Origin of the sequence: Curvibacter sp. APW13 (genome assembly GCF_032337135.1) — a bacterium.
Taxonomy (GTDB): Bacteria; Pseudomonadota; Gammaproteobacteria; order Burkholderiales; family Burkholderiaceae_C; genus Allorhodoferax.
On record NZ_JAVXZZ010000002.1, the window covers coordinates 674,906 to 688,699 of the forward strand.

The 13,794-nt window shown below is 65.0% G+C and carries 14 protein-coding genes; 9 read left to right on the forward strand and 5 right to left on the reverse strand.

Annotated elements, in window-relative coordinates:
- Nucleotides 1-61: 61 nt before the first annotated feature.
- Genes RQP54_RS11430 through RQP54_RS11445 form a run of 4 tightly spaced genes read left to right on the forward strand, consistent with a single transcriptional unit; the run spans nucleotide 62 to nucleotide 3,863 of the window.
- Nucleotides 62-436 (forward strand): c-type cytochrome, encoded by a 375-nt coding sequence (locus RQP54_RS11430; RefSeq protein WP_315678422.1) that lies wholly within the window; start codon nucleotides 62-64, stop codon nucleotides 434-436.
- Nucleotides 437-454: 18 nt separating this feature from the next.
- Nucleotides 455-1,852, forward strand: a complete 1,398-nt coding sequence (locus RQP54_RS11435; RefSeq protein ID WP_315678423.1) for a D-arabinono-1,4-lactone oxidase — start codon at nucleotides 455-457, stop codon at nucleotides 1,850-1,852.
- Nucleotides 1,853-1,883: 31 nt separating this feature from the next.
- Entirely contained in the window at nucleotides 1,884-3,146 is a 1,263-nt protein-coding gene (locus RQP54_RS11440) for an alanine racemase (protein WP_315678425.1), read from the forward strand.
- A 15-nt stretch (nucleotides 3,147-3,161) separates the two neighbouring features.
- Nucleotides 3,162-3,863 carry a TetR/AcrR family transcriptional regulator gene (locus RQP54_RS11445; RefSeq protein ID WP_315678426.1) on the forward strand — a complete coding sequence of 234 codons (702 nt, stop codon included), beginning with the start codon at nucleotides 3,162-3,164 and terminating at the stop codon, nucleotides 3,861-3,863.
- Here RQP54_RS11445 and RQP54_RS11450 read toward each other — a convergent pair.
- On the reverse strand, nucleotides 3,852-4,889 hold the full coding sequence (locus RQP54_RS11450; RefSeq protein ID WP_315678427.1) for an alpha/beta hydrolase: 1,038 nt from the start codon (nucleotides 4,887-4,889) through the stop codon (nucleotides 3,852-3,854). The genes RQP54_RS11445 and RQP54_RS11450 overlap by 12 nt on opposite strands.
- Before the next feature lie 11 nt (nucleotides 4,890-4,900).
- Here RQP54_RS11450 and RQP54_RS11455 point away from each other — a divergent pair, with 11 nt between their 5' ends.
- Nucleotides 4,901-5,485, forward strand: coding sequence for a hypothetical protein (locus tag RQP54_RS11455; RefSeq protein WP_315678428.1), 585 nt, complete (start codon nucleotides 4,901-4,903; stop codon nucleotides 5,483-5,485).
- A 72-nt stretch (nucleotides 5,486-5,557) separates the two neighbouring features.
- Here RQP54_RS11455 and RQP54_RS11460 read toward each other — a convergent pair whose 3' ends face one another.
- Complete coding sequence (locus RQP54_RS11460) at nucleotides 5,558-6,637, reverse strand: quinone-dependent dihydroorotate dehydrogenase (protein WP_315678429.1); 1,080 nt, start codon at nucleotides 6,635-6,637, stop codon at nucleotides 5,558-5,560.
- 50 nt (nucleotides 6,638-6,687) lie between these two features.
- Between RQP54_RS11460 and rpiA the strand changes: the two genes are divergently transcribed.
- The 4 genes from rpiA (at nucleotide 6,688) to RQP54_RS11480 (ending at nucleotide 10,147) form a co-directional block, all read left to right on the forward strand.
- Nucleotides 6,688-7,392, forward strand: a complete 705-nt coding sequence (gene rpiA, locus RQP54_RS11465; protein WP_315678430.1) for a ribose-5-phosphate isomerase RpiA — start codon at nucleotides 6,688-6,690, stop codon at nucleotides 7,390-7,392.
- A 60-nt stretch (nucleotides 7,393-7,452) separates the two neighbouring features.
- Nucleotides 7,453-8,298 (forward strand): SDR family NAD(P)-dependent oxidoreductase, encoded by an 846-nt coding sequence (locus RQP54_RS11470; RefSeq protein ID WP_315678431.1) that lies wholly within the window; start codon nucleotides 7,453-7,455, stop codon nucleotides 8,296-8,298.
- Between the two features lie 100 nt (nucleotides 8,299-8,398).
- Nucleotides 8,399-9,514, forward strand: a complete 1,116-nt coding sequence (locus RQP54_RS11475; RefSeq protein ID WP_315678432.1) for a sensor domain-containing diguanylate cyclase — start codon at nucleotides 8,399-8,401, stop codon at nucleotides 9,512-9,514.
- Between the two features lie 198 nt (nucleotides 9,515-9,712).
- Nucleotides 9,713-10,147, forward strand: coding sequence for a hypothetical protein (locus RQP54_RS11480; protein ID WP_315678433.1), 435 nt, complete (start codon nucleotides 9,713-9,715; stop codon nucleotides 10,145-10,147).
- A gap of 24 nt (nucleotides 10,148-10,171) precedes the next feature.
- Here RQP54_RS11480 and RQP54_RS11485 read toward each other — a convergent pair whose 3' ends face one another.
- From RQP54_RS11485 to folD, 3 genes are read right to left on the reverse strand one after another with little or no spacing between them, the layout of a single operon-like run.
- Nucleotides 10,172-10,807 carry a glutaredoxin family protein gene (locus RQP54_RS11485; RefSeq protein ID WP_315678435.1) on the reverse strand — a complete coding sequence of 212 codons (636 nt, stop codon included), beginning with the start codon at nucleotides 10,805-10,807 and terminating at the stop codon, nucleotides 10,172-10,174.
- A 20-nt stretch (nucleotides 10,808-10,827) separates the two neighbouring features.
- On the reverse strand, nucleotides 10,828-12,876 hold the full coding sequence (locus tag RQP54_RS11490) for a M3 family metallopeptidase (RefSeq protein ID WP_315678825.1): 2,049 nt from the start codon (nucleotides 12,874-12,876) through the stop codon (nucleotides 10,828-10,830).
- Between the two features lie 25 nt (nucleotides 12,877-12,901).
- Nucleotides 12,902-13,771 (reverse strand): bifunctional methylenetetrahydrofolate dehydrogenase/methenyltetrahydrofolate cyclohydrolase FolD, encoded by an 870-nt coding sequence (folD, locus tag RQP54_RS11495; RefSeq protein WP_315678436.1) that lies wholly within the window; start codon nucleotides 13,769-13,771, stop codon nucleotides 12,902-12,904.
- Nucleotides 13,772-13,794 lie beyond the last annotated feature (23 nt).

Below are 13,794 nucleotides of genomic sequence, written 5' to 3' on the forward strand. Positions count from 1 at the left end.
ACTTCCTGAATTGAAATAACAATGTTGTAATAAAAAACACTGTTATTTTTATGGTCATGCGATGCGCCAATCTTTACGCCTTGGGGTGGTGAGCACCCTGTGCCTGCTGATGGTGGGGCTGCTGCCTGCTTGCGGCGACAAGGCTCCACCGCCCCCCGATGCGACTGCGATTGCCAAGGCATCCGAGCTGCAGCCGTCCGACCCGGCGCTGGCTGCGATCTACGAGCGCTCGTGCCGTACCTGCCACTCGCACGTGGAGGCCAAGGCGCCGCTGGCGGGCTATGCGCCGCACTGGAAACCGCGCTTGCAGCAGGGCATGCCCGTCTTGCTGGCGCATGTGCGTGACGGCTTCCAGGGCATGCCTGCCCGTGGCTACTGCAACGACTGCAGCGATTCCGACTATGAGGCCCTGATCCATTTCATGGCAGGCCAGTAAACCGACAGGAGACACACCATGCACAACCTCAACCGACGCGAGGCGCTCAAGACGGCCGCCCTGGGCTTGGCGCCCTTGGCGGCTAGCCTGGCGCCACAAGCCGTGCGCGCGCAGACCAGCCCAGCCGCAGCTACAGCCACGCGGGTTGCCTGGAGCAACTGGTCAGGTTCCAGCACGGCGCAGGCGAGCCAACTGGCGGTGCCGGCCGACCTCGGCGCCCTGCAACAGTTGCTGCGCGACAGCAAGGCGCCAGTGCGCTGTGTTGGCGCCGGGCATTCGTTCACCGCGCTGGTGCCCACCGAGGGGGTGATCGTGTCGCTGGACCGTCTTTCGGGCCTCATTCAGACCGACGCTGCGCAGTCCAGCGCGCGCTTCTGGGCCGGTACCCGGCTGGCTGCACTTTCGCGGGCGCTGGACGCCAAGAACCTGGCCCTGCGCAATTTGCCCGACATCGACGCACAGTCCTACGCCGGTGCCATCAGCACCGCCACCCATGGCACGGGTGCGCAGCTGCCGGCCCTGCATGCCGATGTGCTGTCGGCTGAACTGGCACTGGCCGACGGTACGCTGCTGGAATGCGGCCCGGGCAAGAACGCGCAGTACCTGGCGGCGGCGCGCGTTTCACTGGGAGCGCTGGGGGTGCTCACGCAAGTACAGGCGCGCGTGGTACCGGCCTTCAACCTGCGCCGCAAGGTGTGGCTGCTGCCCGTGAACGACTTGCTGGACCAGGCCTACGATCTGGCCCAGCGCCATGCGCATTTCGAGTTCTACTACCTGCCGTTCACCGGCTACGCGGCAGCCATCACGCACGAGCGGACCACGGCGACGGAGGCCGTACACCCCCCGGCGGCTGATGAAGAGATGCTGGCCGACCTGCGCAAGCTGCGCGACTGGTTTGGCCGCTTCCCCGATCTGCGCCGCTGGGTGGCGAAGAAGATGATCGACCCGAGCCTGACGGAAGAAGCGCAGGACCGCTCGTTCAAGCTGCTCTCCACCCAACGGCCGACCAAGTTCAACGAGAGCGAATGCCACGTGCCACGAGAAGCCGGTGTGGCCTGTGTGCGCGAGGTGATTGCGACGCTGGAAAAGCGCAATGATGTGTTCTTTCCCATGGAGTTTCGCTTCGTCAAGGGCGACGATGCCTGGCTGAGCCCCTTTTACCAGCGCGACAGCTGTTCCATCGCCGTCCACGCCGCCGTGGGCGAGCCGTACGACTACCTGGTGCGCGAGATCGGCCCGGTGTTCCGCAAGTACCAGGGGCGCCCGCATTGGGGCAAGCTCCATGCCCACACCGGAGTGGACTTTGCTGCCCTGTACCCGCGCTGGAAGGACTTCCTGGCGCTACGTGCCGAACTGGACCCCAAAGGCCGCTTCCTCAACCCGCACCTGCGCCAGGTGTTCGGGGTGGGTGCCTGAATCCCCACCCCGTTTGACTGGAGTACCACGAATGAAACTTCTGAACCGTCGCAGTGCCCTGGGCCTGATGGCCGTGGGGGCCGGGGCTGCCTTGCTGCGCCCCGGCGTGCATGGCGCACCGCATGCACCGTACTTTGCCGATCTTTCCCAGGCCCTGAACGCTGCCGGGCTGGGCACTCCCACCCTGGTGATCGACCGGCAGCGCCTGCAGGCCAATGTGGCCCAGGTGACGAAGAACATCGGTGGGCGCATGGGCTTGCGCATTGTCGCCAAGTCGCTTCCCAGCCTGGCCTTGCTCGACGAGGTGCGCCGTGGGGCCGGTACCGACCGTCTCATGGTGTTCAGCCTGCCGCAGCTGTTGCAGCTCAGTCGCGCGGATTCCGACTTCCTGCTGGGCAAGCCCATGCCGGTGGCCGCGGCCGCGCGCTACTACCGCGAGGTGCGAACCCCCCCCGCTCCCGACAAGCTGCAGTGGCTGGTCGATACGCCCCAGCGCCTGGCCCAGTACCGTGATCTGGCGCGCCAGATCAAACGCCCGATGGCGGTCAGCTTCGAGATCGACGTTGGACTGCACCGGGGCGGCATCGACAGCGCCCAGACCATGGCCGAGATGCTGACGCTGTTGCGTGAGGAGCCGCTGCTGCAGTGGCGCGGCCTGATGGGCTACGACGCCCATGTCAGCAAGATTCCCGACATTGCGGGAAGCCGCCAACGCGCCATCGACCACGCCCGCAGCACCTATGCTGCCTATGCCCAGCAGGCCAAGGAGGCCTTGGGGGAGGGTGCACGCGCTGCGCTGTTCAACGCGGCCGGCTCGCCCACCTACCGGCTGTACGACGGCTCGGGCATCGAGAACGAACTGTCGGTCGGTTCGGCGATGGTCAAGGGAACCGACTTCGACACGCCGCTGCTCGATGACCTGAGCCCGGCGGTGTTCATCGCGACGCCCGTGCTCAAGACGCCCGAACACTTCCGCATGCCCAAGGGGGTGGAGCCCCTGGGCGACATCGTGCGCCTGTGGGACCGCAACCAGCAACAGGCCTACTTCATCTACGGTGGCAACTGGCTGGCCGAACCCGTGTCGCCCGCAGGTCTGGCGGGCAGCGGCCTGTACGGTACCTCGTCGAACCAGCAGATGCTGGTCGGCTCGGGCCTGCAGGGCCTGGCGGTGGACGACTGGGTGTTCTTCCGCCCGCGCCAGAGCGAGGCCGTGCTGCAGCAGTTCGGTGACATTGCCGTGCTGGACCATGGGAAAATCACCGGTTTTTGGCAACCCATGGCCGCAACGGCCTGAGCAGCAAAGGTTTCAATGCCCAAGGTCATGGCGGCAACGGTGGTGGAGCGGCGTGCGCGCGAGGCACGTTTGCGCGAGGAGCACATCCTGGCCGTGGTCAAGTCCCTGATCCGCCAGGGCGGGGCTGCGGAGGTGAGCATCCGCCGCGTGGCCGAGCAGGCCGGCTTTTCCACCACGGTGGTCTATGCCCATTTCAAGGACAAGGCCACGCTGATCACCCGTGCCCTTGACGCCGACCTGCTGGCCCTGGTCGCTGCGATGCGGACCGCGGTCCAGGGGGTGGATGACACCGCCGAGCGATTGCAGCGCGCCGGGTTGGCCTACGTAGCCTACGGCCTGGCCCATACCGACGAATACCAGCTGGTCTTCATGGAGCCGCGCCCGCATGCCCCCGTGGATGCGGCCCAGGTGGAGCATGGCAATGCCGAACAGGACCCTTATGCCTTTGCCTTCGGGCTGGTCGAGGCCTTTGCACGCAAACGCCTCGGGTTCGGGGGGCAGGGCGCCGAATTAACGGCGCATCAGGTGCAGACCGTGCACCTGATGACACAGATGTACTGGCAGTCCCTGCATGGGCTGGTGTCGCTGAACATCGTCATGGGGCCGACGGACCCCTGGGCACCGCACATCGACCCGTCGGCCAACGCTGCTACGGCCATGGAGGTGCTGCTGGCCGGATTCGAGCAGCGCTTCCGTGCCCGGACTTCAGGGCAATGATTTCACCCACCGGGCCATGGTGTCGGCCATGGGCGCTACGGCGGTTGGTGCCTTGATGCCACTGGCCAGCACATGCTGGCTGGCACTGGTGCTGTAGTCCACGGCCTGCAGCGACTTGACCGGGCTGCCAATACGCGCGAAGGCGGTCTTGGTTTCCTGCGGGTCCACCACCTCGTCTTTTTCGCTGTAGAGCATCAGCACGGGAGTCTTCACGGTTTCGAGCTTGCTCTCGCGCACGTGCTTCACCAAGGCCATCATGGGGAACACCGCGCGGGTGGCGTGCTTCGTGCTCCAGGCATTGGCTTCGGCCGCGTTCTCGGGCGTCCAGCCACGCACCGGGCCCTCCATGGCCAAGGCGATCTGCATGCCCCAGGGGCCGTTCACCATGTCGGCCCGCTTGTCCTTCGGGCCAAAATTGGGCGAGACAAAGGCCATGGCCGCAATGTCCTTGGCTAGTGGCGTGGTGGCCGCCCAGGTGGCCAAGGTGGCGCCAGTAGAAACGCCCAGAACCAGCACCTTGTCGCCCAGGGTCTTGCCGATCTGGATGGCCTCCACCGTGTCAGCCAGCCAATCCTGCACGCTGGCCTGACCCATGGCCTCTACCGAGGCCAGACCGTGGCCGGTGAGCCGGGCATGGAATACGTTGGCCCCCAATGCCTGGGCCAGCACGTCGGCCAACGGTGCGGTTTCGAGCCGGCTGGCAGAAAAGCCATGCAGGTAAACGATGGCCCAGGGTGTGCGCTCCCCAGGTTTGGTGGCCCAGGTGATGCCCTTTGCGTTGCTCGGCTTCATGTCGGCGAATGCCTTCTCCCCTTGCTGCAGCCAGGCGTCGAGTTGCGCCGGGTCGGCTGGTGGCGCGGTGCGCGGTGTGGGTGTTTCCGACCCGAACTGATTGCGTGGGCCCGCCAGCACCACGACAAGCAGGAGGACGGCAATGCCGGCCAGAACTTTCAATGCGGTGCGCCAGCGGCTGGCGCGCGGTATGGCCGAATTGGCGGGGGAAGCAGTGCTACTTGGCGCGTTCAAAGACGGTCTCCGTGGTTAAGCTCGCAGGCATCGTACCGTACGCCCACCGTATTGCCATGCTGGATTCCCCCAAGTACCTTCGCCACCTGCGCATGGGCGCCGTGTGCGCCGCGGGCGTGGTCCTGCTCGGTGGCTGCGCGCGCCTGTCAGACGCTGCGCAAAACATGTTTGTCAGTGTCACGCCGGCGGTGGCCACCGTGGGTGACCAGGTACTGACCGGCACCCTCCATGTCTACAACGACGCCACCGGCTTCGTCGCGCTGGAAGGCGACGTGCGCCAAGCGGGGGCACTGCGCTGCTCCGGCAGCATGCCTGTGGCCGGGTTCATGGGGCGCGACATCTACTTGCGCTGCAACAACGGGGTGCAGGCCCGGGTGGCTTTGAGCCTGCGTACCGAGCTGCGTGGCTTTGGCTTTGGCGCCGATGCCGACACACCGGTGGGACTGGCCTTTGGGCTGGAGCCACCCGAGGTGCTGGCCCTGCTGAAGTGGCCGGCGCAATGGCGCCTGTACTTGCAGGAGGGGCGCTACCAGATCGCCCTGGCTGACCCGATGGGCAAGCCGCTGCCGCCCGCGGAAGCTGCAGGCAAGCCATAGCTGTGACCGAGAGGCTTCTTGGTTGCTACGAAAAAAGTAGCTAACCACGCAGTATTTTTGCGGGCTATAGCCTTATTTCATACCCTTGATGGCGAGTGCGGCGTCGCGTACCAACTCCGGGCCGCGGTAGATCAGCCCGGTGTAGATCTGCACCACGTCCGCCCCCGCCTGGATCTTGCTCACAGCGTCCGAGGCACTCATGACGCCGCCCACCCCAATGATCGGGAAGTCCTTGCCCAGGGCCGCGCGCAGCTGGCGGATCACGCGGTTGCTGGCTTCCAGTACCGGTGCCCCTGACAGGCCGCCAGCTTCCTCGGCGTGGCGCAGGCCCTTCACCGCGTCGCGCGACAGGGTGGTGTTGGTGGCCACCACGCCATCCATGCCATGTTTGCGCAGCGTCGCGGCGATCACACCCACCTGGGTCTCGTCCAGATCGGGGGCGATCTTCAGGAAGATGGGCACGTGGCGCGGTGTGCGCTTGCCGTCGGCGCCCGTAGTGGCGTATCGGTCCGCCAACTCGGCGCGGCGCTGGGCGATGGCACCCAACAAGCCGTCCAGGGCCTCGTCGCTTTGCAAGGCGCGCAGGTTCTTGGTGTTCGGGCTGGAGATGTTCACCGTCACGTAGTCGGCATGCGGGAAGACACCGTCCAGGCAGATCAGGTAGTCGTCGGTGGCGTTCTCGATCGGGGTGGCGGCGTTCTTGCCGATGTTCAGGCCCAGCAGCAGCTCCTTGCTGCCGCTGGAACGCAGGTGCGAACGCTTCACGTTGGCAATGAAGGCGTCCAGCCCTTCGTTGTTGAAGCCCAGGCGGTTGATGAGTGCATTCTTCTCGGGAATGCGGAACATGCGCGGCTTGGGGTTGCCCGGCTGCGCCTTCGGCGTCACCGTGCCGACTTCGACGAAGCCAAAGCCCATGGCGCCCAAGGCGTCGATGCAGCGTGCGTTCTTGTCCAGCCCGGCCGCCATGCCCACCCGGTTGGGGAAGCGCAGACCGGCCAGCGTGATGGGGTCGTCCACCCGATTGGCGCCGTAGGCGTTCTGCAATGGGGTGCCCTGGGTCATGGCCAGGCCCGCCATGGTGAGCTCGTGGGCGGCTTCGGCGTCCATCTGGAACAAAACTTTGCGTGCCAGACCGTAGGGGATGAGAGACATTGGATAATTCCTGCAGTAATTCTTGTGTGACCAACCCGCTATTTTCCCCGATGAACACCTCCGCTTCCGCCCCCGCTACCGCACTGACCCAAGACCAACTCAAAACCCTCGTCGGCGAAGCTGCGCTGCGCTACGTGGTGCCGGGCGACATCGTTGGCGTGGGTACCGGTTCCACCGTCAACAAGTTCATCGACGCGCTGGCTTCCATGAAGGACCAGATCAAGGGCGCGGTCTCCAGCTCCGAAGCCAGCACTGCCCGCCTGAAGGCCCTGGGCATTCCCGTGTTCGACTCCAATGACGTGCCGCGTCTGTCGGTCTATATCGACGGTGCCGACGAGATCGACGGCGCGGGCAACATGGTCAAGGGTGGTGGCGCCGCGCTGACGCGCGAGAAGATCGTTGCCGCCCAGAGCGACAAGTTCGTCTGCATCGCCGACGAGTCCAAGCTGGTACAGGTGCTGGGCAAGTTCCCCTTGCCGGTGGAGGTGATCCCCATGGCGGCCAACCGTGTCATCGCCCAGTTCGCAGCCATGGGTGGCAGCGGCAAGGTACGCATGAAGGACGGTGCCCCGCTGGTCACCGACAACGGCCAGCACATCGTGGACGTCACGGGTCTACAGATCACCGACCCCCGCGCTTTTGAGGCCGAAGTGAGCCAGTGGCCGGGCGTGGTCACCGTGGGCGTGTTTGCCTACCAGAAGGCCCAGGTGTGCCTGCTGGGCACGGCGCAGGGCGTGAAGACGCTCGAATTCTGATAGCGCCCAGGGGCGGCTTTCCACCGCCATCCGGCCAGTTGCTTGCATGAAGGAGTTGTGATGGCGTGGACCGTACTCATTACCGGCTGCTCCAGCGGCATCGGCCAGGCCCTGGCCCTGGAGCTGCATGCCCGGGGCCATGTGGTCTACGCCACGGCCCGCAAGGCGGAGGCGCTGCAGCCGCTGGCTGCCAAGGGCCTCAAGACCCTGGTGCTGGACGTGAACGACGACGCCAGCATCGCCCAGGCCTTTGCCACGGTGCAGGCCGAGCAGGGGCAGCTGAACCTGTTGGTGAACAACGCTGGCTTTTCCCAGGTGGGCGCGGTGCTGGACCTAACCCGCGAAGACCTGCGCCGCCAGTACGAGACCAACGTCATCTCGCCCTTTGCCGTGGCGCGCGCAGCCTTGCCGTTGCTGCGGGCCGCCAAGGCCCGGGGGCAGGCAGCCACCATTGCCAACGTGGGCAGCATCGTGGGCCTGTTCACCACACCGTTTGCCGGGGCCTATTGCTCCAGCAAGTCCGCCATCCATGCCCTGACCGACGCCATGCGCATGGAAATTGCGCCTTTCGGCATTGCCGTGGTCACCATCCAGCCCGGCGGCGTGCAGTCCTCCTTCGGCAACCACGCCGAAGCGGCCATCCGCCTGCCGGACGATTCACCGTTCCAAGGCGTGGCGGCCGGCATCCGCGCCCGTGCCCAGGCGGGGCAGGTGAAAGCCACACCGGCAGAGGCATTTGTCAGACCCGTGGTGGATGCCCTGCTACAGGAAATCCCACCGCTGCGGGTGCGTGGTGGAAAGGGCAGCTTTGCCCTGCCGCTGCTGGTGCGCACGCTGCCCACGCGGATGCTGGACCGGGTGCTGTCGAAAAAATTCGGATTGCTGGGGTGGCACCCCAAGCCTTAGGGTAGGGCACGCATTCGGCGTACTATTCCGAGTAAATCACACGGACGATTGACACCGCCATGTCCAGGGTGTCCACTTGACCGGTATTCCTCACCCGACCATGAAGTTCCGTCTGGCTTTGGCTATCGCCACCTTCGTTGTACTTGACCTTGGTGCACTGGCTTTCAGTTACAGCATCGCTCGGCAGGTGGAGCTGGATGCCGTTGCGATCAATTTGGCGGGGCGTCAGCGCATGCTGTCCCAACGAATCACCAAGGCCAGCCTTCTCGCCATTTCGCCAACCCAGGATGCCGCATTGCGCCAAGCGTCGGCGAAGGAAGCCGATGCCGCCTACAAGGTGTTTCGCCGAACGCTGTTGGCATTCGCTCAGGGTGGCGAGACCGTTGGTGGAGACGGACGTACGGTGCAGTTGCAGGCGGTGAGGGGATCGGCAGCCTTGTTGGTGGGCGAGGTGCGGGGTTTGCTGGAGCCCTGGTCAGAAGTTCCCAGCACTGCCCCGCAGATGGCGCAGTTCAGTCAGTTCATGGTGGAGCGCAACGGCGCCATTCTGGAGGCCATGAACCAATTGACCACGTCTCTGGAAAGCCAGTCCGTCGCTGCGGTGTCATCCCTGCGGATTGCCCAGACCGTTGTTTTTTCCTTGTCCCTGCTGAATTTCCTGTTCATCCTGTGGGGAATGCACCAGGGGCGCGTGCGGGCCGAGCGCGAGGCCGTCACGGATTCATTAACGGGGCTATTGAACCGGGGTGGTTTCTATGCCGCCCTCCGGCAAGCCTTCGATCAGCGCGATGATTCCACCAATCTGGGTGTGATGCTTCTGGATATCGATGGATTCAAGGGGATCAACGATACCTATGGCCATGCCGCGGGGGACGACGCGTTGCGGGAAGCTGCGCGCCGATTGCAGGGACTGGCCGCCAAGGGCTGGACGTGCGGGAGGCTGGGTGGGGACGAGTTTGCAATCATCTGTCCAGGAATGGATATCCAGCAGATGCAGGCCGGCGCGAGCCATGTGTGCGAGGTGATGGCTGGAATTCCGGTCGGAACCGGGGTGGTGGGTGCGAGCGTCGGCTGGGCGATCGCTTCCGGCCACTCCAGCCCGGATGCGGTTCTGGCGGCTGCCGATCGCATGATGTACGAGGTAAAAGGCAGGCGCTACCAGTCGCACAGTTATCGCTTCAGCCGACGCACTGACGGCACCGCCACGGTGCATTGAAGCACCCATTCCTTTGCATCGGGCCTACTTCCGATGCCTGGCCTTGAGGCTACGGAGAACAGCGAAATGGTGCTTCTCGGAAGTGCAACGCTTGTGCTCGCGCAGTTGGGTGTCGCTATCGTTCTATCGATGCGAATCCACGCGACGCACAATGTGTCCGAGCCGCAGTTGCGCTCAGTGAAATTCAGGAGTGTTTTTGTGAAATCCGTTGTACTTTTCATTCACCTTTGCCTGGTGGGCGTCTGGCTGGGCTGTGTGCTGACCGAGGCGCTGTTCGAGCGCGCCTTGCTGGGGCAGGGTCGGGCGCAGGAGCTGCTGCTGGCGCGGCTGCACAAGAAGGTGGACGTGGTGGTGGAGATTCCGGCCTTCTTGGGTGTCTTGCTTACGGGCGCCCTGATGGCTGCGCAAGTCCCCATGACTGCGGTGTTGCAGTGGAAGATCGTGTTCGGACTGATCGCCATTGGCGCGAACCTGTACTGCGTGCGCCTGGTCTGGGCGCGCTTGGCGTTGGCGGAGGCCGGCGATTGGGACGGCTTTGCCGCCGTAGACCATCGTCAGCACCAGTGGGGGGCGGTGGTGCTGGCGGGCTTGTTGGGCGCACTGGGTCTGGGCGGCTACCTGTTCACCGCCTGATCAGGCTGCAGCCCAACGGCTGGTTCAGAACGTGATGCCTGCGGGATTGGTGGGCGTAGGCCCTGTGGGTGCCAGAGGGGGCGGAGGCGGTTCCACCGGAGCCTTTTCGACCGGTTTGGGATCTTCCTTGGGCTTCACCGCAACCGCGGGCGCGGGGGCTGGATTCTTGTAGCCACTGGGCAACAGCGACGTGGCGGGGTAGCCGGCGGCGTCCAGGTAGCGGTTCCATTCGGCGTCGCTGAAGCCCTTGACCTTCTGGCCGCCCACGGTGAGCAGCGGCAGGTTGGCCTCACCCGCCAGACGTTGCAGGTATTCGGTGTCCTCGGCGGTGCTGATGGTTCGCTCGGTGAACGGGATGCCTCGTCCATTGAGCAAGTTGCGTCCGGCATCGCACGGGGCACACTTGGCCGAGGTGTACAAACTAACTGGGTACTTGCTGACCGCTTGCTTGAGCTCGAAGGGCAGGTTTGCGTTGGCTGCGCTGGCGCGGGCACCGGTGCCGGTGGATGTGACTTTGCCCTGGTCCGCCACGGGGGGCTTGTCCGAGAAGGTGACCTTGCCGTCCGGACCAACGATGCGGTACACCGTTTGGGCCTGCGTGCCCAGGCTGGCCAGGGCGGTTAGGGCCAAGGCGCTCAACAAGTGCGAAGCTGGTTTCATATGCTGCGGTTCGGTGTGGTTTACGGGGCCATGCCCTGGTGGCGCAGCAGCGCATCGATGCTGGGTTCACGGCCCCGGAAGGCCTTGAACGACTCCATCGCCGGGCGGCTGCCGCCCGCTTCCAGGATTTCCTGGCAGTATTTTCTACCAGTCTGCGGATTCGGGGAACCGTCGGGCAGCACACTTTCCTCAAAGGCGGCGTAGGCATCGGCCGAAAGCACCTCGGCCCACTTGTAGCTGTAGTAGCCCGCCGCGTAGCCCCCGGCAAAAATGTGACTGAAGGTGTGCGGTGTGCGGCTGAATGCGGGTGTAGGAAGTACGGCCACTTCAGACCGCACCGACTGCAGCAGCGCCATGAAGTCCGCGCTGGGCTGGTGCTCGGTGTGCAGCAGCATGTCGAACAGCGCGAACTCCACCTGGCGCAGGGTCTGCATGCCGCTCTGGAAGTTCTTTGCGGCGATCATCTTGTCGAACAGCGCACGCGGCAGCGGGGCACCCGTGTTCACGTGGGATGTCAACGTTTGCAGCACGCTCCATTCCCAGCAGAAGTTCTCCATGAACTGGCTGGGCAGTTCCACCGCGTCCCACTCCACGCCGTTGATGCCGGCCACGTCCTGCTCGTCCACTTGCGTGAGCAGGTGGTGCACACCGTGCCCGAACTCGTGGAACAGGGTGATGACGTCGTCGTGCGTCAGCAAGGCAGGTTTTCCGTCCTGCCCTTCGGCAAAGTTGCACACCAGGTGCGCCACCGGGGTTTGCAGGCTACGGGTGTCGGGGCGCAGCCAGCGTGAGCGCACGCCGTCCATCCAGGCGCCACCGCGTTTGCCGTTGCGGGCTGCGGGGTCGAGGTAGAAGTGCCCGACCAGGCGGCGGGCACCGTCGTCCAGCACGCGTTCGATGCGGAAGAAACGCACGCCTTGATGCCACACCGGCGCCGTGTCGGGCACGATGGCAATGCCAAACAGGTTTTGCGCCAGCGCAAACAGGCCGTCGAGTACGCGCGGGGCGGTGAAGTATTCCTTGAGTTCCTGCTCGCTGAAGGCGTAGCGCGCTTCCTTGAGCTTTTCGGACACGTACGGCCAGTCCCAGGCCTGCGGGTCGGCCAAGTCCAACTGCTCCTTGGCAAACGTGCGCAGGTCGGCCACGTCTTTTTCGGCATAGGGGCGGGCCTTGCGGGCCAGGTCACGCAGGAAGCTCACCACCGTGGCAGTGGAGTCGGCCATCTTGGGCACCAGGGAAACGGTGCCAAAGTCGGGGTAACCGAGCAGTTTGGCTTCCTCCTGTCGCAGGGCCAGCAGCTCGCTGATGATGGGGGAATTGTCGCGTTCCGGCACGGCGGGCTCGGCCTGGTCAGAGGCGCGGGTCACGTAGGCACGGTAGAGTTTTTCGCGCAACGCGCTGCTGGTGGCAAATTGCATCACCGGCAGGTAGCAGGGCATCTTCAGGGTGAGCTTGTAGCCTTCTTTGCCATCCTTCTCGGCGCCTGCGCGGGCGGCCTGCACCACATCGGTCGGCACGCCGTCGAGCTCGGCGAGCGTGGCGTAGTAGGCAAAGGCGTCGGTGGCGTCGAGCGTGTTCTCGCTGAACTTCTGCCCCAGCTCGGCCTGGCGCTCCTGGATCTGGGCAAAACGCTCGCGCGCAGCTCCCTGCAGTTCGGCTCCGCCTAAGCGAAAGCCGCGCAGCGCGTTGGAGCGGGCCTGGCGTTGGGCGGGAGTCAGCGCCTCCGGGTTCATGGCCTTGTACTTGGCGTACAGGCGCTCGTCGGCACCGAGGCGGGTGTAGAAGTCGGTGACCTTGGGCAGCGCTTCGTTGTAGGCGGCGCGCAGCTCGGGCGTGTCGGCCACGCTGTTGAGGTGGCCCACGGCCCCCCAGGCCACGCCCAGGCGCTCGGTAGTCACATCCAGCGCCGTCGACATGGCAGCCCAGTCGGCGGGGAAGTCGTCGGCCGTGACTTTGGCCAGGGCTGCTTCGCAGTCGGCCAGCAGCGCGTCCACAGCCGGGGCAACATGCTCCGGGCGGATCTGGTCAAACAGGGGCAGGGCGGAGGTACTGAGCAGGGGATTCATCAGCAGGAGCTATGGGCAAAGGGAGGGATTACAAGCCGCGGGCCGCTGCTTCGCGTTCGGCCGATTCCATGGTGTTGACCAGCAGCATGGTGATGGTCATGGGGCCCACGCCGCCAGGCACGGGGGTGATGAAGCCAGCGACTTCGCTGACCCCGGCGTAGTCCACGTCGCCGCAGAGCTTGCCCTCGTCATTGCGGTTCATGCCCACGTCAATGACCACGGCACCGGGCTTGACCATGTCTTTGGTCAACACATTGCGCTTGCCCACGGCTGCCACCACCACGTCGGCCTGGCGCGTCATGGCACCCAGGTCGGCGGTGCCACTGTGGGTGATGGTGACCGTGGCATTGGCCTGCAGCAGCATCATGGCCATGGGCTTGCCCACGATGTTGGAGCGGCCGATGACCACGGCGTGCTTGCCGCGCAGGTCCTTCATGCCAATGCTTTCCAGCATCTTCATGCAACCATACGGGGTGCAGGCCTTGAAGCCGGTCTCGCCCACCATCAGGGCCCCGGCGCTGGCCACGTGGAAGCCGTCCACGTCCTTGGCCGGGGAAATGGCTTCAATGACCTTGTGGTCGTCGATGTGCTTTGGCAAGGGCAGCTGCACCAGGATGCCGTGGATGCTGGGGTCGTTGTTCAGGGCTTCGACACGGGCCAGCAGTTCGGCTTCCGTCATGGATGCATCGTACTTTTCCAGCACCGAGTGAAGGCCGGCCTCTTCACATGCCTTGACCTTGTTGCGCACATACACCTGGCTGGCCTGGTTGTCGCCCACCAGGACCACGGCGAGTCCGGGGGTGAGGCCGCGGGCCTTCAGGGCCGCGGCACGGGTGGCTACTTCGCCACGCAGTTGCTTGGACAGGGCATTGCCGTCGATGATTTGGGCGGTGGTCATGGGGGTTCTCCAATGAAAAACGC